Source organism: Candidatus Nanopelagicales bacterium, from assembly GCA_037045355.1.
Taxonomy (GTDB): Bacteria; Actinomycetota; Actinomycetes; order S36-B12.
The window spans coordinates 249,289-271,681 of sequence record JBAOHO010000012.1; the positions used below are offsets into that span (position 1 = coordinate 249,289).

The 22,393-nt window shown below is 65.6% G+C and carries 16 protein-coding genes; 6 read left to right on the forward strand and 10 right to left on the reverse strand.

All coding sequences use genetic code 11. The annotated features are described in order from the left end of the window. Positions 1-2 precede the first annotated feature (2 nt). Together V9E98_05960 and V9E98_05965 are read right to left on the reverse strand one after the other, a co-directional pair. Positions 3-3,104, reverse strand: a complete 3,102-nt coding sequence (locus V9E98_05960; GenBank protein MEI2716526.1) for a lipase family protein — start codon at positions 3,102-3,104, stop codon at positions 3-5. Positions 3,105-3,227: 123 nt separating this feature from the next. Then, complete coding sequence (locus V9E98_05965; protein ID MEI2716527.1) at positions 3,228-5,456, reverse strand: (Fe-S)-binding protein; 2,229 nt, start codon at positions 5,454-5,456, stop codon at positions 3,228-3,230. A gap of 324 nt (positions 5,457-5,780) precedes the next feature. On the opposite strand from V9E98_05965, the gene V9E98_05970 reads away from it, so the two are divergent. Beyond that, a complete protein-coding gene (locus tag V9E98_05970; protein ID MEI2716528.1) occupies positions 5,781-7,424 on the forward strand; it encodes a hypothetical protein in 1,644 nt (547 codons plus the stop codon). Between the two features lie 154 nt (positions 7,425-7,578). Here V9E98_05970 and V9E98_05975 read toward each other — a convergent pair whose 3' ends face one another. Both V9E98_05975 and V9E98_05980 read right to left on the reverse strand, forming a co-directional pair. Next, on the reverse strand, positions 7,579-8,520 hold the full coding sequence (locus tag V9E98_05975) for an ATP-grasp domain-containing protein (GenBank protein MEI2716529.1): 942 nt from the start codon (positions 8,518-8,520) through the stop codon (positions 7,579-7,581). Between the two features lies 1 nt (position 8,521). Continuing rightward, the gene (locus V9E98_05980; GenBank protein MEI2716530.1) at positions 8,522-9,874 is read right to left on the reverse strand and encodes a hypothetical protein; all 1,353 of its coding nucleotides are present in this window, start codon (positions 9,872-9,874) and stop codon (positions 8,522-8,524) included. A 318-nt stretch (positions 9,875-10,192) separates the two neighbouring features. On the opposite strand from V9E98_05980, the gene V9E98_05985 reads away from it, so the two are divergent. Beyond that, positions 10,193-11,608, forward strand: a complete 1,416-nt coding sequence (locus tag V9E98_05985) for a metallophosphoesterase (protein ID MEI2716531.1) — start codon at positions 10,193-10,195, stop codon at positions 11,606-11,608. Positions 11,609-11,624: 16 nt separating this feature from the next. Here V9E98_05985 and V9E98_05990 read toward each other — a convergent pair whose 3' ends face one another. From V9E98_05990 to V9E98_06005, 4 genes are all read right to left on the reverse strand, one after another. Beyond that, positions 11,625-13,385, reverse strand: coding sequence for a cellulase family glycosylhydrolase (locus V9E98_05990; protein MEI2716532.1), 1,761 nt, complete (start codon positions 13,383-13,385; stop codon positions 11,625-11,627). 71 nt (positions 13,386-13,456) lie between these two features. After that, complete coding sequence (locus tag V9E98_05995) at positions 13,457-14,590, reverse strand: glycosyltransferase (protein ID MEI2716533.1); 1,134 nt, start codon at positions 14,588-14,590, stop codon at positions 13,457-13,459. Then, positions 14,587-15,060 (reverse strand): sugar transferase, encoded by a 474-nt coding sequence (locus V9E98_06000; protein MEI2716534.1) that lies wholly within the window; start codon positions 15,058-15,060, stop codon positions 14,587-14,589. Before V9E98_06000 ends, V9E98_05995 begins: the two co-directional genes overlap by 4 nt. Continuing rightward, positions 15,011-15,691, reverse strand: a complete 681-nt coding sequence (locus tag V9E98_06005) for a hypothetical protein (GenBank protein ID MEI2716535.1) — start codon at positions 15,689-15,691, stop codon at positions 15,011-15,013. The genes V9E98_06000 and V9E98_06005 overlap by 50 nt, the downstream gene beginning before the upstream one ends. A 603-nt stretch (positions 15,692-16,294) precedes the next feature. On the opposite strand from V9E98_06005, the gene V9E98_06010 reads away from it, so the two are divergent. Together V9E98_06010 and V9E98_06015 are read left to right on the forward strand one after the other, a co-directional pair. Further along, on the forward strand, positions 16,295-16,906 hold the full coding sequence (locus V9E98_06010; protein MEI2716536.1) for a PadR family transcriptional regulator: 612 nt from the start codon (positions 16,295-16,297) through the stop codon (positions 16,904-16,906). An 18-nt stretch (positions 16,907-16,924) separates the two neighbouring features. Continuing rightward, positions 16,925-18,004, forward strand: a complete 1,080-nt coding sequence (locus V9E98_06015; protein ID MEI2716537.1) for an inositol-3-phosphate synthase — start codon at positions 16,925-16,927, stop codon at positions 18,002-18,004. A gap of 164 nt (positions 18,005-18,168) precedes the next feature. Here the strand turns inward: V9E98_06015 and V9E98_06020 are convergent, their stop codons facing one another. Beyond that, positions 18,169-19,440, reverse strand: coding sequence for a cation:proton antiporter (locus tag V9E98_06020; protein MEI2716538.1), 1,272 nt, complete (start codon positions 19,438-19,440; stop codon positions 18,169-18,171). A gap of 116 nt (positions 19,441-19,556) precedes the next feature. Between V9E98_06020 and V9E98_06025 the strand changes: the two genes are divergently transcribed. Then, entirely contained in the window at positions 19,557-20,543 is a 987-nt protein-coding gene (locus V9E98_06025; protein ID MEI2716539.1) for a hypothetical protein, read from the forward strand. A gap of 96 nt (positions 20,544-20,639) precedes the next feature. On the opposite strand, the gene V9E98_06030 is transcribed toward V9E98_06025, so the two are convergent. Next, positions 20,640-20,801: a hypothetical protein gene (locus V9E98_06030; GenBank protein ID MEI2716540.1), complete on the reverse strand. Its 162-nt coding sequence runs from the start codon at positions 20,799-20,801 to the stop codon at positions 20,640-20,642. Between the two features lie 225 nt (positions 20,802-21,026). Between V9E98_06030 and V9E98_06035 the strand changes: the two genes are divergently transcribed. After that, the gene (locus tag V9E98_06035; protein ID MEI2716541.1) at positions 21,027-22,322 is read left to right on the forward strand and encodes an MFS transporter; all 1,296 of its coding nucleotides are present in this window, start codon (positions 21,027-21,029) and stop codon (positions 22,320-22,322) included. Positions 22,323-22,393 lie beyond the last annotated feature (71 nt).

Below are 22,393 nucleotides of genomic sequence, written 5' to 3' on the forward strand. Positions count from 1 at the left end.
GGTCAACTGGTCAGACGTACCGAGTCGCTCACCAACCGTTGGTGCGGGGCTTGCGCAGGCAGTACCGCGCGGTACCGTCCCGCGGGCTGGTTGATCACGACGGTGTCCGCCTTGCCTCGAGTCTTGGTGGTGGTCACGGTGCGCCAGCCGTTCCCCGTCTGCTTCTGGATCTGGACGCGGTAGTCCGCCTTCTTCTTGTCGGGATTGACATTGACCTTGATCCGGGAGGCACCGGCGTACTGGCGGGTGGCTTGCCCGGTCGAGTCGCCGACGGCCTCGGCTGTCACCAGTGCCGGCTGGAACGGGTAGGTGCCCCAAGTCTTGTCGACCTTGCCGTCGCTGTAGATCAGTTCGTTGTAGGGATACAGCCCCCACTGCACGCAGTCGGGATTGGTCGGATACTTCGTGCTGAGCCCGGATCCGGTCTTCTTGAACTGGAAGCCGCAGCCCGTCTGGCTCAGAGAGTTGATGTCGATCGACCCCAGCGACGGTGGTGGGTTCAGTGTCGGTTGACCACCAGGTGGTGTGGGCTTGGACGGCATCATCAGCGCCGGATCGCCGCCGGTCAGGTAGAACTTCTCATCAGTGGGATCAATGGCCGGCGGGATCTTGCACTTCAAAGGCGTGAGAACGCTGCAACCCTCTCCCCAGTCGAGACGCGGGAACACGTACCACGTCTGGATGTCGTTCTGGAACGGGTTCTTGGCGCTGTGAGTCTTCTGCTTGTCGCCACAGTCGCTGGGCAGCCCATTGCCGGTGAACCTGTCGTTGGTGAACTCCAACAAGGACCCGCCCACCAGTTGTGGCTGCGCTGTCTTGCCGCCCACATCGTCGGTGAACGGGAAGGTGAGCACGTTCAGGTGATCCGCCGCCTGGAAGGCGGAGTTCACCTGCGGGTTGGGGTTCGCGATACCCGTCGCCACCGGCGTCCAGTAGGCGGCCATGTCCGCCCCGCCGGCGCAGAACGACTCCTGGAACGCAGCGTTCGCCTGTGACAGCACGATCTGATCGGCGGTACCTGACGCCATCAGCAAGGGCATGTCCTTCGGGAAGGAGTTCGACTTCCCCTGCTGGATGGTTGGTGTCATCTTGGCGAAGATCTTGCTCCAGTTGTAGAAGGCCTCCTGATTGGCAGGATCGTTCGGGTCCTTCATGAACGGGGTTCCCGGAGCACTGGCCCCGTTGGGGTAGAACTCGGCACTCGCCGCGAACGCCTGCGTGGTGCAGTAGTCGAAGTACTTGAGTGCATTGGCCATGCCCGCTTGCGACAGCACATTGTTCTTCAGCGCCCAGCCGCCGAGGTAGCCGGCCCAGGTCTGGATCACCTCGGGGCCGAGGACCCAGTTGGCTTGCTGGTTCCACAACGTGTTGACGAGCTGGTTGATGTCGGTGGCGGGTGCGACGGCCATCACGCCCAGGAGGCGTTGCGCCGTTCTCTTGTACAGATCGTCGGCCTTGATCCCCGACCACAGAGCAGCGTGACCGCCCTGGCTGTGACCCATGACCACGAACCGGTTGCCGGCCTGCGGAACTCCGGGCCAGCCGCGGCCCGCCTTGCGGTCCGTGTGCAGGGCCTCGACGGCGAAGAACACGTCCCGGGCCTCCTGGGGGCCCACGATGTAGGTCTTCTGGTTCCCCGTGGGTCCGTTCACGGCGATTCCCAAGTAGTCGGGCATGACGACGATGTAGCCCTTGGCGAGCATCTGGTCCAGGAAGAAGATCATGTCCGTGACGTTGATCTCCATACCTCCGGGTCCGGTGCCACCGCCGGGCATCGGGATCCGCTCGGTGCCGCGGGACACCGAGCACTGATCCGACTGCCCGAGAGTCGGGTGCGCCCAGGCGACGATCGGAGCGTCGTTGGCAACGTTGGGGGGCACCATCAGGAGTGCTGTCGCAGCCTCCGGTGGTCCTTTCACGGAGCCGTCGCCGGTGCTGTCTGGAACCCACCGCTCGGTGGTGTACATGACCCGGTACTGGCGCCCGGGAATCTTGCAGTCGGACTGGGGGATGGCCGGATCCGTCACACAGGTCGGTGGGCCGGCAGCGGGGTTGCCGATCGGGGGCAGGATGAGCGGACCCTTGGACTTGTCGATCGGATTGGGGAGCGCGAGCTTCGGGTAGTTCATCGGGAACTCTTGCGCCTTGACCATCACTCCGGGCTGGTCCGGCAGGTTCACGGGCACGTTGTAGAGGGCATCGCCGGCGTCGCTGAACGCGATGTCGACGGGAGTGGACTGCACATCGCTGCTGTCCACCACCACGCGAAGCCTCGCAGTGCCGTCGTCGGGGACGCTCAACTGGGCAGTTCCGTTGCCCTTGTCGTTGGTCCGGGTGGCGCTGCCGGGAAGGTCATCCCACCCGGAGTCCCGCTTGCGCTGAATATGGACCGCGACCGACTTGTTCGGGTCGACATTGACTGCGACGTCGTACTTGCGGTCCACCTGCAACGGTGAACCTGAGGGCCAGGTGGCTGCGACGGAGTTCACCTTCGGGTCCGGTTGAGGATTGGGACCAGGGCCGGGATCGGGGCCAGGACCGGGGTTGGGGTCGGGGTCGGGGTTCGGACCCGGGCCTGGCCCAGGTGTGGGGTCACGCCGGACCGTGATGTCCAGCGTTGCGCTCTTCTGTTTGCCGCTCGTCACCCGCAGGCGGTTGTCGCCGACCTTGGTGAGCTTCGTCGACAGCGTGGCCTTGCCCTTCTTGCTGGTCGACTTCTTCTGGACCAGGCGCCACTTCTTGCTGTCCGGTTTGCGCAGCTTCAAGGCGACCGGCGCCTTCTTCTTCGGCTTCACCCACGTGGTCACCTTGACGGTCCCGCCGTCCTTGACCTTGCTCTTGTTGGCCTTGGCCGTGACCTTCTTGACCCTGGCTTTCGCCTGAATCTGCCTCACCGCTTGTTCCTGGTTCCCAGCGGCCGCTTTCTGGGTCATGAGCTCATGGATCGCCGCCACCGGATCGGTGCTGCTGGTGGGCGCCGGTGCGGCCCCCGCCGGCACTCGCGCTGCCGGCACGATCAGCAGTGACGCGACGGTTCCCGTGATCAGCGTTCGCAACATCGACAACCCCAGACTCCTGGCGGACAACACCAGAAGTGTGCTCACCACCTGAGGCGGTGTCTCGCCGAGCGGTGGATCGCGTCAGTTCGTCGTGGACGCCGCCAGCGGCTGAGTGCCCCCGGAACGACTTGCACTCACGATGACAGAAGAGGGACGCAGCGGTCGGACTCAGCGTTTGACGGAGTCGAGCATCAACGAGGCCAGGTCGACGACTTCGACGTCCTCCGCCGCCCCTTCTTGCTGGCGCACGGTCACCCCGTCGTTGAGCATGACCGAACAGAACGGGCAGGCCACTGCGACCTTGGTCGCCCCCGTCCCGATGGCTTCGTCGGCGCGGTTCTGATTGACCCTCGTGCCGAGGGTCTCCTCCATCCACATGCGCGCACCCCCGGCGCCGCAGCAGAACGATTTCTCACCCGAGCGCTCCATCTCGACGAGGCTCGCGCCGGGCAGTGACTCCAGCAACGCCCGCGGCGGTGTGTACACCTGGTTGTGACGCCCCAGGTAGCACGGGTCGTGATAGGTCACGGTGTCGTCCACGCGGTTCACCGGCACCAACTTGTTCTCGTAGACCAGGGCGTGCAGCAGCTGCGAGTAGTGCACGACCTCGTAGTTGCCACCGAACTCGGGGTACTCGCGGCCCAATGTGTTGAGACAGTGAGGGCAGGTGACGACGATCTTCTTGGCACCGACCTCGTTGAGGACCTCGATGTTCTGCACCGCTTGCATGTAGAACAGGGGCTCGTTGCCGGCGCGGCGGGCAGCGTCACCGGTGCAGGACTCCCCGTCGCCGAGCACCATGAACTCGACACCCGCTGTGTGGAGCAACTCGGCGACTGCCTTGGTCGTCTCCTTGGCGCGGTCCTCGTAGGCACCGGCGCAGCCGACCCAGAACAGGTACTCGACATCGTCGGGGATCGTGTCCTCGCCGTCGGCTCCGAACACTCGAACCGGGAAGTCGACCTCGTCGATCCAGGCGTTACGCACATTGGCGTTCATGCCCCACGGGTTGCCCTTGTTCTCGAGGTTCTTGAACAGGCCATTGAGTTCGGAGGGGAACTCCGTCTGGATCATCACCTGGTGGCGGCGCATGTCCACGAAGTGGTCGATGTGCTCGATATCCACCGGGCACTGGTTCACACACGCGCCACACGTGGTGCACGACCACAGTGCGTCGGTGTCGATGACTGGTCCTTCATGGGAACGGTGCCCGGCGGCGTCGTAGCCGTCGGTCGCGCGTAGTGGATCGAAGTCGCGAGGTCCGACCAACTCGCGCTGGGCTTCGTTCTGGACGTTCTCCGGCATCCTGGCCAGGACGTCCTCGTCGATCTCGCCGAGTTCCGGGTTCTTGCCGTCGTTGGCTTTCTGCGCCGCCAGCACGTAGGGCGCTTTAGTGAACGCGTGATCACGCAGATTCATGATCATGAGCTTGGGTGACAGCGGCTTCTCCGTGTTCCACGCCGGGCACTGGGACTGGCACCGGCCGCACTCAGTGCACGTGGCCATGTCCAGCAGGCCTTTCCAGGTGAAGTCCTCAACTCGGCCCACGCCGTAGGTGGCGTCGTCGGGCGGATCCTCGAGGTCGAGGCGTTGCCCGTCGGAGTACATCGGGAGAAGCGGCCCCAGGGCGTCAGGCCGCCGTGAGGCGCCCACGTTGATCGGGGCAGTGAAGATGTGCAGATGTTTGCTGTTGAGCACGATCAACAGGAACGCGAGGATGACACCGACGTGCAGCCACAGACCGATGGTCTCGAGCCATGCGTTGGTGACCGCACCCAGGGGGGCGAGCAGTGATGCGACCGCCTGCGAGACGAAGGCCCCGGTCATGCCGGCCGCCGCGGCGTCCCCCGCGTAGTCCTCGATGTTGATTTTCGCGCCGCGGTAGAGAGCCAGCGTGAGGATGACCAGCAGGATCATCCCCAGGACCAGCCAGGCGCCCGAGGTGTGGGAACCGTAGAAGCGGGACCAGCGACCGCGTTCCTTGGGCTGGTTGCGCAGCCGGATGATGAGGAAGATCACGACACCCACGAAGACGAGCAGGATGAACAGGTCCTCGAGGAAGCGGATCACGGGCCAGGTACCGATGAACGGGAACGCGAATCCGTGGATGAAGAGTTCGAAGACGGCCTCGACAACGGTGATGCCGAGGATCAGGAAGCCGGCGAACACGAAGACATGGGCGATGCCGGGGACCGTCCACTTGAGTAGCTTCTTCTGTCCGAGAACCTCGGTCGCCTCGGCTTCGAGCCGGGTCGGGACCTCGCTGGTACGTCCGACCGCGGGCTGACCGGAGCGGATCAGGCTGGTCAGGAACCAAGCACGTTTGGCGGCGAAGATGGCCGCAACGACGATGATGACGATTCCGATGCCGGCCCTCAGCGCCAACGACGGTTCCATGACCCCTCCCAGGAGTTCGGGGGCGGGCCCGCGGCGGTATCGATGTGGGTCCAGCCGCGCTGCACACCCGCTCTCGATCCTACCGGCCGGTAACTTCACCTGGGCAGCGCACGCCTTGTGACGTTGGGCACCGGACGGTGACGGTGGCACCGGGTTTCTCGCCTGCGCCATCACCGTCTCGACCGAAGCCGACCCGAAGCCGACCCGAAGCCGACCCGAAGCCGACCCGAAGTCGACCCGAGGTCGACCCGACCGATCCGGGTGCCTACGAACGAAGCCGCCGCGACAAGCCCGGTGAGCGAATGCTTCGATGACAGTGGTTCCATGAAGGTGTACGCCTATTGCATCGGAGGCCGGCGCGTGTCTCGTCGTTTCTTCACCTTGTCTGCTGTTCCGGTCGCCGCGTTGGCGTTGATGGCCGGCGTCATGCAGGTCCCTGCCCAATCAGCTCCGGCTCTTCCCGCAGCGGATGACTCGGCCCTCGCGCCACCGACCATCGTCGGTTTGGGCGACTCGTACATGTCGGGTGAGGGTGTCATGTACGCCAACAAGAACTTCTCGTCGTCGAAGCGCAGCGGCGACTGGTCGATGTGGCAGACGGCCGCGGGAGCCATCGGCGGCGATATCGGAACACCCGACGACCCCACGGCGGTGGGCAACAGATGGCTGTCGGTCTTCGGAGATGCCACCGGGTACAAGCCGTACCCGCCGAATTCGAACCGCGAGTCCATTCCGTTGTGCGATCGCAGTTATGCAGCCGCGATGCACATCGGACGCGGCTGGCTGTCGGAGAATCTCGCTTGCTCCGGGGCGATCCTGACCACCGTTCCCAAGACCAAAGAAGGGCTCTTCAAGCCGGGCATCGACTTCGCGGATCTGGTGAATCCGGCGCCCTATGTACCGGTCGGCCAGGGTCAGGCCCTCATGCTCCAGGAATACGCCACAGACAACCGCAACGTTGACGTCGTGGCCCTGTCGATCGGCGGCAACGACTTCGGATTCGGGGCGTTGGCCAAGGTCTGTGTCACGGATTTCTTGAAGCCGTGGCCATTCCGGCAGAAGTGCTCGAGCGATCCAGATGCGGCCAAGATCGTGAAGGAGGGCATCCCCAAGGCGAAGGCAGCCGTCAAGGCCTCCGTCGAGAACGTCACCAAGGCCATGGACCGCGCCGGATACGACCAGACCGCGTGGAAGCTCGTTTACCAAAAGCCACCACTTCCCATCGGCACTGCCGCCCAGACCTACCCCTACTCCGAATCCGGCTACAGCCGGCAGGACATCGGGGGATGCCCGTTCTACGACGCCGATCTGGACTGGATCGTCAAGGACGTGTATCCCGATCTTGTGGACGCGATGAGGGACGGCTTGAAACAAGCGAAGTCATCGCTCGGCGAGACCCAAGTAGTGATCCTGGACACGACCGACACCTTCAAGCGCCACAAACTGTGCGGCAAGGACACCATCGGTGCCTTGAACTACTCCACCGGCCAGGCCGGGATGGAGCCGAAGTGGCAGGACGACAACGGCATCAAGACGGAGTGGGTGACCCCCATCAAGCTGTTCGGCGGTGCGATCGGCGGCAACCTCTACCAGCAGCAGATGCCGCTGCACCCCAACTTCTGGGGTCAGCGCGCACTGTCCGACTGCATGGACCTGGCGAGACGTGTCGCACCTCGATCAGGCCTCGCCGGAGGATCACAGCTGACGACTCAGCCACCAGGACCGCGCCATCGCGGGCCTCGGCCGGGCTCCCCAGTACCGGGCCAGGCGTTCTTTCGCCAACGGCCAGCGCTGGCCAACACGGGTCGCTTCGGACGCACCGACGAGACGAATAGTGTCGTGGACACGCCGGGTTGCTGCATCGAGTGCCTGGTCGTCCTCACCCCAGAAGTAGACGGACCACGGGTTGGCAACCAGGTCCCGGGTGGGCACGACGGTGTTGCCCACCTTGGGTTTCTTGATCCATAGGAGGAATCCGGGCATTGTCTCCACGGCGTCGATGCCGTCGATGCGTGCGATCTTGTCGCGCCTCGTGGCGGTCCCGTTGATCGCCACGATGGGGTGGCTGTCATAGCGCGCGACGTCGAGCGCCGGGTCCTCCGTGCGATCGAGGTTCACGTAGTCATCCACGGCGAGATCGATCAGGTCCACGCCGAATTGCCAGGAGTCGGTCGCCACGATCTTCTCGCCGCCGAGGCGTGTGGCGACCTCGATCAAGACATGGTCCTCGATCGTCGATCTTGGCTTCGAGGTGGAACGGACTGCAGCGGAGATCCAATGCAGTGAGGACTCGCGCGGCGTAGTCCGTCAGGGTGGCCGACGCCGGATGATTCCGGGGGATGGTGCGCGATCCAACCTCGACGTTCTCCTTACCGTTCACGTCGCGTCTGTCATAGACGCCGATCCCGGTCACCATGGGACGCCCAGTCGAGTCGCACTGGCCGTTCACCCAGTACTCGGAACCGCCCACGAACTCCTCGACCAAGGTGGGTGCCGCATGGTGTGCGAAGTAGGCGTGCACGGCTTGTTCATCGAGAGGGTCCGCGGCGAAGAAGGCGACACCCCGGTTGCCGGAACCGGCATCGGGCTTCAGCACGAACCGACGCACCCCGGTCGCTCGCACCCAGTCTGAGACCTCTCTCGCGTTCGACACGGACGCCACCTGGTTCAGCCGGATCGTAGGATCAGCCGCTCTGATGAACGCTTTGACAGCCCGCTTGCTGTCGACCACTGTCAGCACCGGCTGCTCTGCCCATCCGACACCCAGTTCGCGGGCGAGCCGAACGAGCGGCGCCACGGCTCCCTCGTCGTGCGGGAGCGCCGCGACAACGTCGTGGCGTCGGCGCAGCAGCGGGGCGAGTGCCTCGATCCCCGCAGTGGGCACCATGTAGTGCGCCGCGATCGCGCGGGAGTTCAAGACCGCCTGCCTGGGCTGCCTGATCAGCCGGGTGCGCCAATCGGAGTGAAGGGCGACAGTTCGGATGCCGTGCTCTTCGTACAAGCGCTCGATGAAGCGGTCCGCGTAGAACTGGTACGGATTCAGAAGCACGGCTTCGCGCGACACGTCAGCCCTCGCACTGCCGCAAGTGGCGCCGCTCGACGATGCGACGGTACCCGCCGACGGCCGACGGTTGGCGGCGCCACCCGTCGATCCAGACGTGCTCCTGATCCGGCGTCCAGGTCAGGGTGTGCACCCCCGCAGGTTGCCAGTCGCTTCGTGGGACGTCGTCAGGATCCAGTCGCGTCAGAGGTTCGCCGTAGACGGTTCCGGACCAATCTGTGTCCGGCACGACACCCAAGCGCAGTCCATACCCGCCGGCGCAGTCTTGGACCGCGCGAACCCCCCGCAATGGGTCGCGAGTTCCCCCTCCCCGCGCGGACGTGATGTCCACATAGGTAGCGCAGGGGTCTCGCACCCAGCGATCCTCTTCATAGATGTGCTCGACGTAGTTGGTGTCCGGGCCGGTCATCGCATCTGTACTGATCAGTCGGTCGGGAGTCCCATCCGAACGAAACACCACGACCGGATCGGCCATGTGCGGAGGTAGCGCCGAGAGGTCGGAGCAGACCCGCCACGGGTCCCCGAGACTGTCGAAGGTCAGGATCGGGTTGGCGGCAGCACAGGTCTCGACAGTGGCGAGCCACCGACCTCCGACGAACTGGACTTGCGGGTAGGAGAGGTGATGGGGGGTCGTGTACACGACCGGCCCACGCTGGAGGATTCCGTCGAGCCACCGCAGGGCACGGATGTGTCCCCGCCCGGTCTTGCGATCGAGTTCCTCCAAGAACAGCCAGCACTGTCCGTCATGAGAGACCACGGTCGGATCAGCCCAGAAGAACGAAGGCGGCGGGGAGTGCCACTCGAGTCGACCCGACAACTGCCGCCGTTCGATCAGGTGATCGAGTGTCCTCGCCGGCAGTCGGGCGACTCCCCATTGCCGATAGGTCATCGCAGCCCGGACGACGCGACCGGCGAGGGCGATGTTCGCCCGTAGATCCGCCGTCCGTGCGTTGGGGGGACCAATCGGCCGCCGGTCGACGGCAGGGCGGGGCACGGTCGAGTCGGACAGGGCCATCTCGATGAGGGGGCCCGCCGACGAGAGCGCCACTGCGACGGTGCTGACGATGCTGCGGCGGACATCGGTGACACCGGCAGCGAGAATCTGATCGCCGCTGCGAAGTTGCAGTTGGACCGGCTCCCGGTGGGCCACGGCGTGGACGATCCATTGCGACTGGTTCACAGGGTCACCGGCGGCATCCGTGAAGCGCCACTCCGAGTTGCCGCGCGACGCCGAGTCGGTGACGGTCAGGTCCGCCTGCCCCCGGGTGACTTCGATCCCGCCATACCCACCACGATGGAGGTACTCGGTGGCCGCGCTCGCCCAACAGCCGATCGTGTCGCTGAGTTGGAGCCTCACGCGTTCCCCGATCGATCACCCCCGGCAGGCACACCGGTGGCTTGATCCTTGCGCCATCCTCGGGGTGGCACAAGCGAGTTGCGGCTGAGTTCGAACCGGGTAGAGCAGATTTCAGCCGGGCTATCACTCTGCTCACACAACGAGTCACCCTGCGTATTTGTTGCCTCCCAGAATGCCCCGATGTCGGCGCTTCCGGGCAGGAGTTACCCGGACTCACGGGCATAGCGACCCGGCCGCGGCCCGCGGGTAGTGTGCAACAGGGGCCCGATGGGGCAACAGGGGCCCGATGGAGCAACAGGGGCCCGATGGGGAGGGTGGATGAGCCGGCGCAGCCTGAGCATTGTTATTGCCGTAGTCCTCGTGGCCGGGTTGCTGGCGGGAGCCGCGTTGCTCTTGCGGCAGACAGCTGAGAGCCATGCCGCTGTGCTATTGCCGACGGGTTCGCTGTGGCGATACGACGACAGCGGAAAACCTTTGGACGTGGCCTGGCGACAGGCCGACTTCGACGACTCCCGCTGGCCGGTGGCTCCCGCCCCCTTCGGCTACGGCCAGGAAACCGCGACGGAAATCTCCTACGGGGCCGACCCCAAGCGCAAGCACATCACCACGTACTTCCGCACGGGTTTCCAGGTTCCGGAAGGCGTCGCCGGTGTAGAGCTCCGGATTCGTAGGGACGATGGGGCGGTGGTCTACCTCAACGGCAGCGAGGTCCTGCGCACCGGCATGCCGCAAGGTGAAGTCACAGCGTCAGTCGCCGCCCGCAACGCACCGGACGAAGGGCAGACCTGGGTCAGCGCGGAACTCCCTGCGGACGTCGTGGCACCGGGGCCCAACACGGTCGCCGTCGAGGTCCATCAGTCCGCCCGCGACTCCAGTGACCTCCTCTTCGATCTCGAGATACTCGCCCTGGACGAGGCTCCCCCCGCCGACTCCCCGATCCCACCGGGCGCAACGCGCGTCCTGGCCGCCGGGGACATCGGCGAGTGCGGGGGGGCCGCCCCCGAGACCTCGGAGATCCTTGAGGCTGTCGGCGGACCATTCTTGGCGCTCGGCGATATCGCCTACCCGAAGGGTGCGCCGGAGGACTACAAGGAGTGCTACGACCCCTACTACGGGCAGTTCAAGGACCGGACCCGCCCGGTTCCGGGTAATCACGACTACATGACCGACGACGGTCGCCCCTACTTCGACTACTTCGGCGCCACGGCAGGGACGCAGGAGGAATCCTGGTACTCCCAGGACATCGGCTCGTGGCACATCGTGCACCTGAACTCCAACTGCGAGTACATCGGTGGCTGCGACGAGAACTCCCCGCAGTACCGCTGGCTGGAGCAGGACTTGGTCGAGTCCGACACCGCCTGCCTGGCCGCCATCTGGCATCACCCGCGCTACAGCAGCAGCGAATACGGCGATAACGACGAGGTCGCGCCCTTGTTCACCGCACTCGTGGACGCCGGCGGGGACTTTGTGCTGAACGGGCACGCCCACTTCTACGAGCGGTACCCGCGGATGTCCGGCACCGGCACTCCGGCTGAGTCAGGCATGCGGGAGTTCATCGTCGGGACCGGTGGTGCCAATCTGTATCCGTTCGCGACCGTCAACCCTGCCTCGGAGGTCAGGTGGAATCAGGGGCACGGAGTGCTGCAGCTGGACCTGAAAACAGACGGCTACGACTGGCGCTTCATCCCCACCGACAGCGCGATCGTCGTCGACAGCGGCACCGACGCGTGCTGAGCGCCGGCCTGGCCGACTACTTGCCCCGCCTCGCCTTGGCGCTCGCGGACTTCGTCGCGGCCCGTTTGGCCTTCGCGGTCGTGCGAGCTGTGCCCTGCGCTGTCGCTGTCTGACCGCGCTTCAGGGTGGTGACCGTCACGGTTGTACTCGCCGGACTCGTCCCGACTGTGTTGCGTGCTCGCACGCTGAAGGAGTACTTGGTCGAGGCCCGCAGACCAGAGTCGGTGAAACCGGTGCTCGCCGTCGTGCCGACCTTCTTCGAGTTCCGATAGACGAGGTAGCTGGTGGCCCCGCTGGACGCTGACCACGTGAGCTTCACCGAACTGGAGCTCGGTGCGAATCCCTGGAGGCCGGTCGGCGCGGCTGGGATCACGGGCGTGGGCTGGGTCGGGGTGGGGGTCGCTGTTGTGGGATTCGGCGTCGGTGTCGCTGTGGTGGGATCCGGTGTTGGCGTCGGGGTCGCGGTCGTGGGATCAGGAGTCGGCGTCGGTGTCGCCGTCGGGGGATCCGGTGTTGGCGTCGGCGTGATCTGAGTCGGTGTCGAGGTCGGAGTTGAAGTCGGAGTTGGAGTCGGGGTGGTGGGGGCGCCGCAGATACCGCTGACGGCACACTTCATGGCGAAGTAGGCGGGTTTGGGCGTGAAGTCCCGCTGGAGCAAACCCCAGTTGTCCTCCTGCTGATCGCCGGTCGCCTTGTTCCAGTCGTTGTACCAAAACGATGCCTCGACCTGGGGGTACGAGCCCAGCAGGTTCTGCATGGCCAGAAGATTGTCGGCTTGTTCCGCCTCGGTGACGCCTCGCTTCCAGTTGGGGACCGGCGCGGTGTAGGCGGATTCGTCGTGACTGGACCAGCCGTATTCCGTGGCCCAGATCTTCTTGGCACCGTCACCGTGTGCCTGCATCAGTGAGATCAGGTTCGGGATGTTGCACGGGTAGTACTCGCGGTATTTCGACTCACAGGCGGTCACTGGTTGGTCTGCCACCCCGATGTAGGGATGGATGCCGAGAGCGTCGTAGTGACCCGCACCACCATTGTCGTAGAAGCCCTGATACCACGAGGTCTTGACATAGGTCGGAGCCCCGGCGACGACCGTCACCGCGGGGGCAACAGCCTTGATCTTCGAGTAGGCATCCTTCACGAGGCTGGTGTAGGTGGCGACGGACGTGTTGGCCAGGAACTCCGGCAGATCAGGTTCGTTCCACAGTTCCATCCCGACCAGCGACGAACTCCACCGCTTGGCGGCCCAAGCAGCAGCATCGCCGTACTCGGCAGCGCTGCGGGGCACGCCGTTCTTCTCCGAAGTCCCCGTCGACCATTGGGGGGCCCAGTAGAAGACAATCAGGGCTTTCATGCCGCGATCGGTGATCTCTTTCAGTCGGGCGTCGATCCGGGGAACAGCCCATCCGAGGTCGTATCCACCGTTGGTAGCCGAGGGCAGATTGGGTTGGATCTGCGCCCACGCCACGTCCAATCGCACATGTTGGACACCGGCCGCGGCAAGGCTGTCGAGGATCCGGGCCCGAGTGGCGTCCGTGTAGTCGCTCCACAGCCCGTGGTATTGGACACCGGCGATGGGTGTCTTGGCCGTCGGGGCGGTGAAAGACGGATCACCAACCTGCCAGGCAACGGGCGTCGGACCGGCCGCACCCGCTGGAGGAGCCACCATCGTCAAACCGACCACGGCGAACACGGCCACCCCGGTCAATGTCAGCTTGCGAATCAACGCCAACTGGCGAAGAAGTGCCAGCTTGCGAAGAAGTGCACCCGTCGATGTCATCACCTGACGGCCATCGGCTGAACTCAGCGTTTACTTGAGCGCCCCATCCGATCGGGTTTCGGAACTCAGCGTCATCCGGTGCCGACGACAGGCCGGCGACTGCCACCCGCCGCCGCGATGACCTCCGCCAGCCGGATCATCTCCGTATCGAAGTTGTGGAATTCCGCCACGAAGTCCGCTGCCCGTCGGCCCTCCGCTGCCGCATCGATGTCACCACTCAGTCGGGCCGCGATTGCGTCGGCCAGCGCTTGCGGATCATCGACCGGAACGACGGCGCCGCCGTCTGAGGCTTCGACCACCTCGCTACCGGACACGTCGGTCACCACCAGGCTGCGACCGCTGGCCATGGCTTCGAGCATGCTCAGGGACAGCCCCTCCCAGCGTGACGGCAGGACCGCGATATCCGCCGCCGCCAGGTAGGGGCGCGGATCGCGCGAGGCACCGGGGAACAGCACACCGGGTCCAGCGGATTGCCTCACGCTCTCGAGGTCGGGTCCGTCGCCGACCAACACAAGCGTCGCGTCGCCGACCCGTTGTCTGACGATCGGCCAGGCGGAGACCAGGACATCCTGACCCTTCTGGCGCGAGAACCTCCCGACGCACACTGCGATGGGCCCATCCGGCAGCCCCAGCTCGCTACGGGCGCTGTCCTTGTCAGCGGGAGTCGCGGGAACCCAGCCCGGCGGAACAGGGTTGTGGACCACCTCGATCGGCACGGTAATGGACCGACGGACGGCCTCCTCGGCCTCGCCATCACCTACCGCGACCACCGTGGTGGTCCAGCGTGCGGCGAACCGCTCCCAGCCGACTGCGATGGGCTGTGCCGGTCGCGGGAGCGCCAGGTGTGGCCACGCGTGTGGCACATACACGGTGGGCAGTTCACCGCGCAGCGTCGCCCGCACGACCAGCCCGGCCTTCGCGGAGTGCGCCACCACCACGTCCGGGGCGATCTGAGTCACGAGTTGGCGCAGTCGCCGCGACTCGCGACGCAGGCCTTTGATCGGGTTGCGCTGCGCCGGCCAACGGTGGGTGGTCACACCGTGATGTGGACTTGGGTTCGGGCACGCCGCATGCACGTCCCAGCCATGATCGCCTTGATACTCCGCAGCGGCCCAGGCGTACCGGGGAACCCCGGCCTCGATCGGCTGCCACACATGCAGAACCCGAAGCGGGTCGGCGAACGGAGTGTCCGGCGCGCCCGTCATCCGGAGCCCTTCATGAAGGCCGTCAGGGTTCGCAGCATGATCTTGAGGTCCAGCCACAGAGTCCAGTTCTGGATGTAATAGTTGTCGTAGCGCGCACGCTCCTCGATCGAGGTGTCCCCGCGCAGGCCGTGGATCTGCGCCCAACCGGTCAAACCGCACGGCACCCGATGCCGCGCGTCATAGCGGGCGTAACGATCCGAGAACTCGTCGACGAAGTGAGGTCGTTCCGGCCTGGGCCCGACGAGGCTCATGTCCCCCCGGAAGATGTTCCACAGTTGGGGAAGCTCATCGAGCGACGACCGGCGCAGGAACTTGCCGAACCAGGACAGTCGATCGTCATGCTTGACGTTCCAGTTGGTGGCGCTCTCCGTCTCGCTGGCCGGGCGGAGACTGCGGAACTTCAACAGTTCGAACTCCACGTCATCGATTCCCACCCGGTGCTGCCGGAAGAGAACTCCGGGTCCGTCCACGATGCGATTGATGAGTGCCAGAAGAAGGAGCAACGGCGACAGCAGCAAGAGCGCGAGTACCGGACACCGTGATATCGATCGCTCTCTTGAGCCACCAGGTGGGGGAGCGGAATGGCGCTCGATGGAGATGCTGCAAGGGGATCCCGTCTATTTCATCCGAGGCGCCGCGCTGCGCCGTCAGCTCGAACAGTCGGGGCACGATGTACATGCTCACCTCGGCCCGATCACACGTCTGGATGATCGGAACCAACTGGTCTTCGGGAGCGACCGTGAAGGCGATGATGACCTGATCGACACGCTCGTCGGACACGATGGTCGCCATATTCTCGGATGGGCCGAGATTGGAGGCGGGCAGCGCCGAATCGGGCAGCGCTGGGTCGCTGTCCACGTAACCGACCAGGGTGCACCCGTACGACCCATCGGTCACCATGTAGACCCCGAGATCCCGGGCCACCTGACCCGCTCCCAGGATCACCGTTCGTTCTCTTAGATGCCCCCGACGGCGCAGTTCGCGAACGAGCCAGTAGGTAGCAGTACGGACGACCACCACCAGCACCACGAGCGACGGCGAGGAAGATCTGATCCCGGCCGCCCAGGAGAGATTGTGTGATGAGCGCCAGGATCGCCGCACTGGCGGCTCCCGCAACGATCGTGGCGGCCACAAGGCGCGGCAGGTCGTCGAGTACGTGGAGTGACATCTTCATCTGGTACTGACGCGCCAGCACGCAGTGCGACGATCAAGACCACACCCGTGATGATCTCGTACCACGGCGGATCGGAGACCGACGTCAGATACGCCAGGACGATGGCCAGCAGATCTCCCACCAGCAGGATCTGCCTGCTGCGCGTGCGGCTCCGGCGGTGGGGGACGGCCGGACCCGAGGGCGCATCGCTCCCCTTCGGCCCGGAGATCACATCATCGTCTCGCACATCGTCGCGCACCCTCCGATTGTGGCTCGTGCGGCCTGACGCTCGCTCCGTCACCCTACTGACGGGGCTCCCAGGGGAGCGCTGAACTTGTGATTCCCGTCACAAATCTATTCCCACCGCGTGCTGAGGCTTTCGGTCAATATATCGATGCGATACATTGACTCGACACGTTGGTGAGATACGTCGACTGAATATGTCGGAACGATCGAACCGGACGATGTATCCGGCAGCGTTAGGCATTCCTATCACTGCCTCCCGCCGCGGGACGCACCGACCCGCGGTCCGACTGCGAAGGAGGGACGGCATGGCGAAGCGCTCCGGCGTCCTGGAGTTCGCGGTGTTGGGCCTGCTGCAGGACAACCCCATGCACGGTTACGAGCTCCGCAAGCGACTCAACGGAGTACTCGGGACGTTCCGTGCGATCTCATACGGATCGCTGTACCCGTGCCTGAAGGACCTGCTGCGTCAGGGGCTCATCGAGGAAGAGCGACCGATCGGTACCCCGGAGGGGGCGCCGGCACTGTCTGGCCGGCGCGCCAAGGTGGTCTACCGCTTGACGGCCGACGGCAAGGATCGCTTCGCGGAACTGCTCGACGACAGTGGCCCGCAGGCGTGGGAGGACGACCGCTTCGGAGTCCATCTGGCATTCTTCGGGCGGACCAACGCCGATGTGCGTATGCGTATCTTGCAGGGCCGCCGCTCGCGACTCGAGGAACGCCTGGCCACTCTGCGCGGATCCATGACCCGCTCCCGCGAGCGAGTGGACACCTACACGCTGCAACTTCAACAGCACGGCCTCGACTCCGTCGAGCGAGAGGTCAGTTGGTTGCGAGAACTGATCGAGAACGAAGAGACACATGGCGCATCCAGCGCCGTCACCACCAACCCGGACAACGGGCACAACGCCCGCCGGTGAACGAAGGAGAGTACGACGATGGGATCCATCCGCGTCGCGATCGTCGGCGTCGGTAACTGCGCCTCGTCCCTGGTCCAGGGCGTGGAGTACTACCGCAACGCCGACCCGGAGTCCCGGGTGCCGGGGCTGATGCATGTGCAGTTCGGCGACTACCACGTGAATGACATCGACTTCGTCGCCGCGTTCGACGTCGACGCGAAGAAGGTCGGGCAGGACCTGGCCCACGCCATCTTCGCCAGCGAGAACAACACGATCAAGATCAGTGACGTCCCGCCCAGCGGTGTCACCGTTCAGCGCGGCCCGACCCTGGATGGTCTGGGCAAGTACTACATGCAGACCATCACCGAAGCCGCCGACGAACCCGTCGATGTGGTGGCGGCGCTGCGCGAAGCCCGCGTGGATGTGATGGTGTGCTACCTGCCCGTGGGATCCGAGGAAGCCGCGAAGTTCTACGCACAGTGCGCGATCGACGCGGGTGTGGCGTTCGTGAACGCACTGCCGGTGTTCATCGCGGGCACGCCCGAGTGGGCCCAGAAGTTCACCGATGCCGGCGTCCCGATCGTGGGCGACGACATCAAGAGCCAGATCGGCGCCACGATCACCCACCGGGTGCTGACCAAACTGTTCGAGGACCGGGGCGTCACCGTCGACCGCACTTACCAGTTGAACGTCGGCGGCAACATGGACTTCAAGAACATGCTCGAGCGCGAGCGACTGGAGTCGAAGAAGATCTCCAAGACCCAGTCCGTGACCTCGCAGATGTCGCGGGACATCGGATCGCGCAACGTCCACATCGGGCCCAGCGACTACGTCGAGTGGCTCGACGACCGCAAGTGGGCGTTCATCCGCCTGGAGGGTCGCAACTTCGGTGATGTGCCGCTCAGCCTGGAGTACAAACTCGAGGTGTGGGACTCCCCCAACAGCGCCGGGATCATCATCGACGCCCTGCGCGCAGCGAAGATCGCCAAGGACCGCGGCATCGGTGGCCCGATCCTGAGCGCATCGAGTTACTTCATGAAGTCCCCGCCGGTGCAGTACACCGATGATGAGGCCAAGACGGCTGTCGAGGCCTTCATCGCCGGCGATATCGAGCGCTGAGGCCCTCCAGTACGGAGTGGAATGCGCTCACCGCGCCATATCCGGCGGGGTGAGCAGTCCGGCTGGCGGGAACGCCGCACAAGCCGCGTGATGGCGCGAGATGGCGTGAGATGGCGCGAAGTGCTCGGCAGGGGTGTGGTCGATCCCGTTCAGCCGGCTGAGACTCAGCCCGGGCGACCGGCGATGCCACCGCGGGTGGGAGCCGGTTCCGGGGCCGTCTCGTGCTCGATCGGTGGGTGCGTGCGGGCGACCCAGGCGGCATAGCGCCCAGCCAGGGGTCCGGCGCTGATGCCGTGTGCGAAGACACTGATCAGCACGGTCACCGCGAGGGTGCCGATGACATCGGTGATCAGCGGTGCGGAGTCGCCCAGGTCCTCGATGGCGAGGATCGCGAAGATGACGGTCGCGAGCCCGCGCGGCCCGAACCAGCCGAAGAAAGCGACCGTCTGCCACCGGAATCCCGTGCCCCACAGGCTGATCCAGACCGGGACCATGCGCAGAACGGTGAGGATCAACAGGGCCATGACCACCCACTGCCAACGGATCCCGAACTCGACCACCAGCAGTACGAGGCCACCGCCCATGAACCACACGGCCAGACTGAAGAGGTCCGTGATCAGTTGCAGCAACTGACTGCTTTCGGGCTCGGCTCGCAAGGTGCTGGAGGCGCCACCGAAGATGAGACCACCGACGAAGGCTGCGATGAAGACATTGCCCCCGGTCATGGTGGCGAGCCCGAGCAACAGCAGAGGCAGGGCGAACACAGCGATTTCGCGGCTGTCGACCGAACTCCACTGGAACTCCCGGGAACGATCCGTGAGCCACCCACCCGCCAATCCGACGACGACGGCGAGACCCAGGCCGACGGCCACCGGAATCACGCCGATGCCGAACAGGGAAGGGTCCTCGCTGGGCTCAGCCGCGATGGCGGCCAGTGCCAGGAGGACCAGCGGAGTCGCAAGACCGTCGTTGAGTCCGCTCTCCACGTTGAGGGCTCGGCGAACGCGGACCGGGACGGACGGGTTGAGCACCGTCGGCGCCCCGAGTCCGGCATCCGTGGGAGTGGCGGCCGCTGCGAGTAGCAGCGCTCCGGCCACGCCGACAGCCGGCAGCAGCCACAGAGCAGTGCCCAGGGTCGCGACGAGGGCCAGCGGAAACCCGATGGCGAGCAATCGCAGCGGCAACCCGTAGTCACGCACCAACCCGGACAACTGCACGGTGGCAGCGTCATGAAACAACACCATGACCAGCGTCACCTCGGCCATGAGGTGCACCCAACTGAGGTCGATCGACGCCAGACCGCTCAGCCGGAACACGACAGCCCCGACGACGAGAGCGATCATCGGAGCGGTGATGTTCCAGTTCAGCGATCGCTGAGCCGTCAGGGCGTAGAGCAGGATCAACCCCGCGACAAGTGCGAGCGCGAGGTCCGGCATGACCGCAGCGTAATGATCCGGTCGCGTGATTTGTACGGATGTCTTGCGGGAAGCGGGTGACTCGGTGTGTCCTTCTCCCTATGGCTCTTCTTTCCCCTATGAGTTCTCTATTCCCCATGACTCGTATCGTGACCCGAACGGGGACACTCACGGCCTTGGCCGCTTCATCGCTTGCGCTTGGCCTCATCGGGGTCCCGTCGGCAACCGCTGTTCCGGCAGCGCCCACCAGTCCGGCGGCGAAGGCGGCCAAGATCCAGAAGTTGGTCGTCGCGACGCGAACCGACGGGGATGCCCGCCTGGTGCTGACGGGCAAAGGGAGGGGAGTGAAGAAGGCGCGAGTGACGATTGGGGGCGCCAAGTACCAACTGCGTAAGGCGAAGGCGACCGCGAAAGCCCGGCGCACAGGGTTCACGCTGGCTTCCTCGTGGCGCGAAGGCTCTGCAGCGATTCAGCTGCGTGACTCATTCGGGAGTACCGCAACCGTCGCACTCTCGACGAAGACCGGACTCGTCCGCGAGCGGGTTGAGGTCGAACCCGCGGGCACCGATGGGGGCGGCGGGGCAACCAACCCCGGGACGCCACCCACCGACCCTGGAACCCCCGCGCCGGACCCGGGTGGAGGTGCGGACAACGGCGGCGGTGGTTCAACGCCCGCCCCATTGTTCGCGGCGCCGAGCAGCGACTTGATCGGCCCCGACGCGGTAGCGGCGCTCCAACCGTACTTCCTGGACTCACGCTTCACGGATTGCCCGGCCGGCTGGGGCAGCGGCAGCTGCGCGGTCGAGACGCGATACTCCCACATGTCCGATGGCCGGCAGTTCTACTGCCGCCTGACCAATGCATCAGGCCCGGACATCAACTCGGTCGGCACGATCGTCGGCATCCTCGGGGCGGAGTTCAAGACGGACGGCTCGTGGGCGGTCACGTACGTCATGGACTCCTACGGCAACCCGACTCATTACACCTGGCGGGTTGCCTCCGACGGTTCCGTGACCGGCGAGTACTGGGGTCCCGGCAGGGATCCGAACACAACAACCGGTGAGCCCATCACGGGCCTTCAGTGGGTGCGCGGGGGGCTGCCCTGCGACCAATGGACTCCGTGACCTGCCCGCAACGTTGGCGCTCGCCCCACCGAGGCTGGCACCCACTCCAGCGGACGAGTAGCCGCTTCGAGGTGCAGTGTGGGCTCGAGTCAGAGGTCAGCTGCGGTCGAACCAGTTGCGGCTGATCCCGATCAGCGCACCGATGGCCGCCAGCAGACTGACCCACACCGGGTTCTCGGTGAAGTAGGCGACGAGCAGTCCGACCAGGACACCGACGGCAATGCCCACTCCCATGCTGCGGCCGTCGAATCCGTTCACGCGCCCGACCCTACCCCGGAAGCGCCGATCCCCCGGCTCGCTCCGCGCCACCAGGGCAGTGCCCTGGCACACGAGCCCATGGACCCCACGAGCCCATGGACCCCACGAGCGGAGCAGGATCCTCGCATCCGGGACCGGCGTGGCCCATCAACCAAGCGCCGAGGCGTGGTCAGCCCGGCAGACCACGTGCCGGACCGGTCGGCGCATGGCACGGTAGCGTCAGGCGTGGCCACGGCAGCGCGTCCCCCCATCTGGGACCTCATGCACAATCGCGGCTTCCTGAAACTGTTCGGCACTCGTCTGACCGGTTCGGTCGGGGACGGCATCCTGCAAGCAGCGTTGGCGACGTTCGTCCTGTTCTCTCCCGAACGCCAGCCGACTCCGCTGGCGATCGCGGCGTCGTTCGGCATCCTGCTGTTGCCCTACTCGTTCATCGGCCCCTTCGCAGGCGTCTTCCTGGACCGGTGGCGGCGGCGGCAGGTACTGGTCTTCGCCAACTGGCTGCGCGCCGTGACGACGGTCGGTGTGATCCTCGTCGTCGCGACCGGACGCGTCGGCGTGGAGTTGGGCCTGATCGTCCTGGCGACCCTCGGCCTGGGGCGGTTCGTGTTGTCCGGGTTGTCTGCGGCCCTGCCCCATGTCGTACCGCAGCGGCAACTTGTGACGGCGAACTCCCTGGCACCGACCGCCGGGACCGTCGTGTACGGCATCGGGGCTCTGGTGGGGATCGGGATCCGCGGGCTCGCCGGAGGTGGAGACCAGGGCATCCGATGGGTCCTGATCAGCGCTGCCGTGGTCTACGTGGCCGCCGGGCTGATCCCACTGAGTCTGCGGGCGGACCAACTCGGACCGACCGGCGACCGACCTGGGCAGACATTCGCGGGAGTCGCCCGCGGGTTCGTCGATGGATTCTCGGTGTTGCGCTCCGACGCTGCCTCCTGGCGGGCGGTCACCGTGGTGTTGCTCAACAGGCTCGCGTTCGGCTCGTTGACCGTGCTCCTCCTGCTGGTGCTCCGCAACACGCTCAATCCGCCGACGGACGCCGACTCGGCGTTGGCCGACTTCGCGATCGTCGCAGGGGCAGCCACCGTCGGAGCCCTGGGAGCGGCGCTGATCACACCGAGCATCACGCGGCGGCTGGGCACCATCCGGTGGACGACGATCACGCTGGTCATCAGCGGGATCGCCGCCCCGGTGCTGCTCTTCCCGGTGACGATGCCCGCACTGACCGCGGCCGGGTTCGTCCTGGGGTTGACCCAGCAGGCCGCCAAGATCGGCGGCGACACGACACTGCAGCGGCGCATCAGCGACGACCACCTCGGGCGGGTCTTCTCGTTGTACGACGTCGGAGTCAACGTGGCCCTCGTGGCCGGGGCCCTGCTCGTCGCCGTCACTGCGCCCCCGAGCGGAGTCTCCATCATCGGATTCCTCGCTCTTGGAATGTTCTACCTCGTCATCGCTGCCTGGTACCGCCGCACCCGCGAGGATGCTCCGGCTGGAAGGAACACCTCGACCACCTAATCCGACGCGGGTGGAACGCGGTGCCTCGCAGTAGAAAGAGGCACCCGAACCGTGCCTGCGGACCCCGGGGG

Coding starts and splice junctions, on each gene's coding strand:
- V9E98_06020 (MEI2716538.1), bottom strand. CDS start 19,440: ATGCCGGACCTCGCGCTCGCACTTGTCGCGGGGTTGATCCTGCTCTAC.
- V9E98_06010 (MEI2716536.1), top strand. CDS start 16,295: ATGGCGAAGCGCTCCGGCGTCCTGGAGTTCGCGGTGTTGGGCCTGCTG.
- V9E98_05990 (MEI2716532.1), bottom strand. CDS start 13,385: ATGACATCGACGGGTGCACTTCTTCGCAAGCTGGCACTTCTTCGCCAG.
- V9E98_05995 (MEI2716533.1), bottom strand. CDS start 14,590: ATGACGGGCGCGCCGGACACTCCGTTCGCCGACCCGCTTCGGGTTCTG.
- V9E98_06015 (MEI2716537.1), top strand. CDS start 16,925: ATGGGATCCATCCGCGTCGCGATCGTCGGCGTCGGTAACTGCGCCTCG.
- V9E98_05970 (MEI2716528.1), top strand. CDS start 5,781: ATGAAGGTGTACGCCTATTGCATCGGAGGCCGGCGCGTGTCTCGTCGT.
- V9E98_06025 (MEI2716539.1), top strand. CDS start 19,557: ATGACTCGTATCGTGACCCGAACGGGGACACTCACGGCCTTGGCCGCT.
- V9E98_05965 (MEI2716527.1), bottom strand. CDS start 5,456: ATGGAACCGTCGTTGGCGCTGAGGGCCGGCATCGGAATCGTCATCATC.
- V9E98_05985 (MEI2716531.1), top strand. CDS start 10,193: ATGAGCCGGCGCAGCCTGAGCATTGTTATTGCCGTAGTCCTCGTGGCC.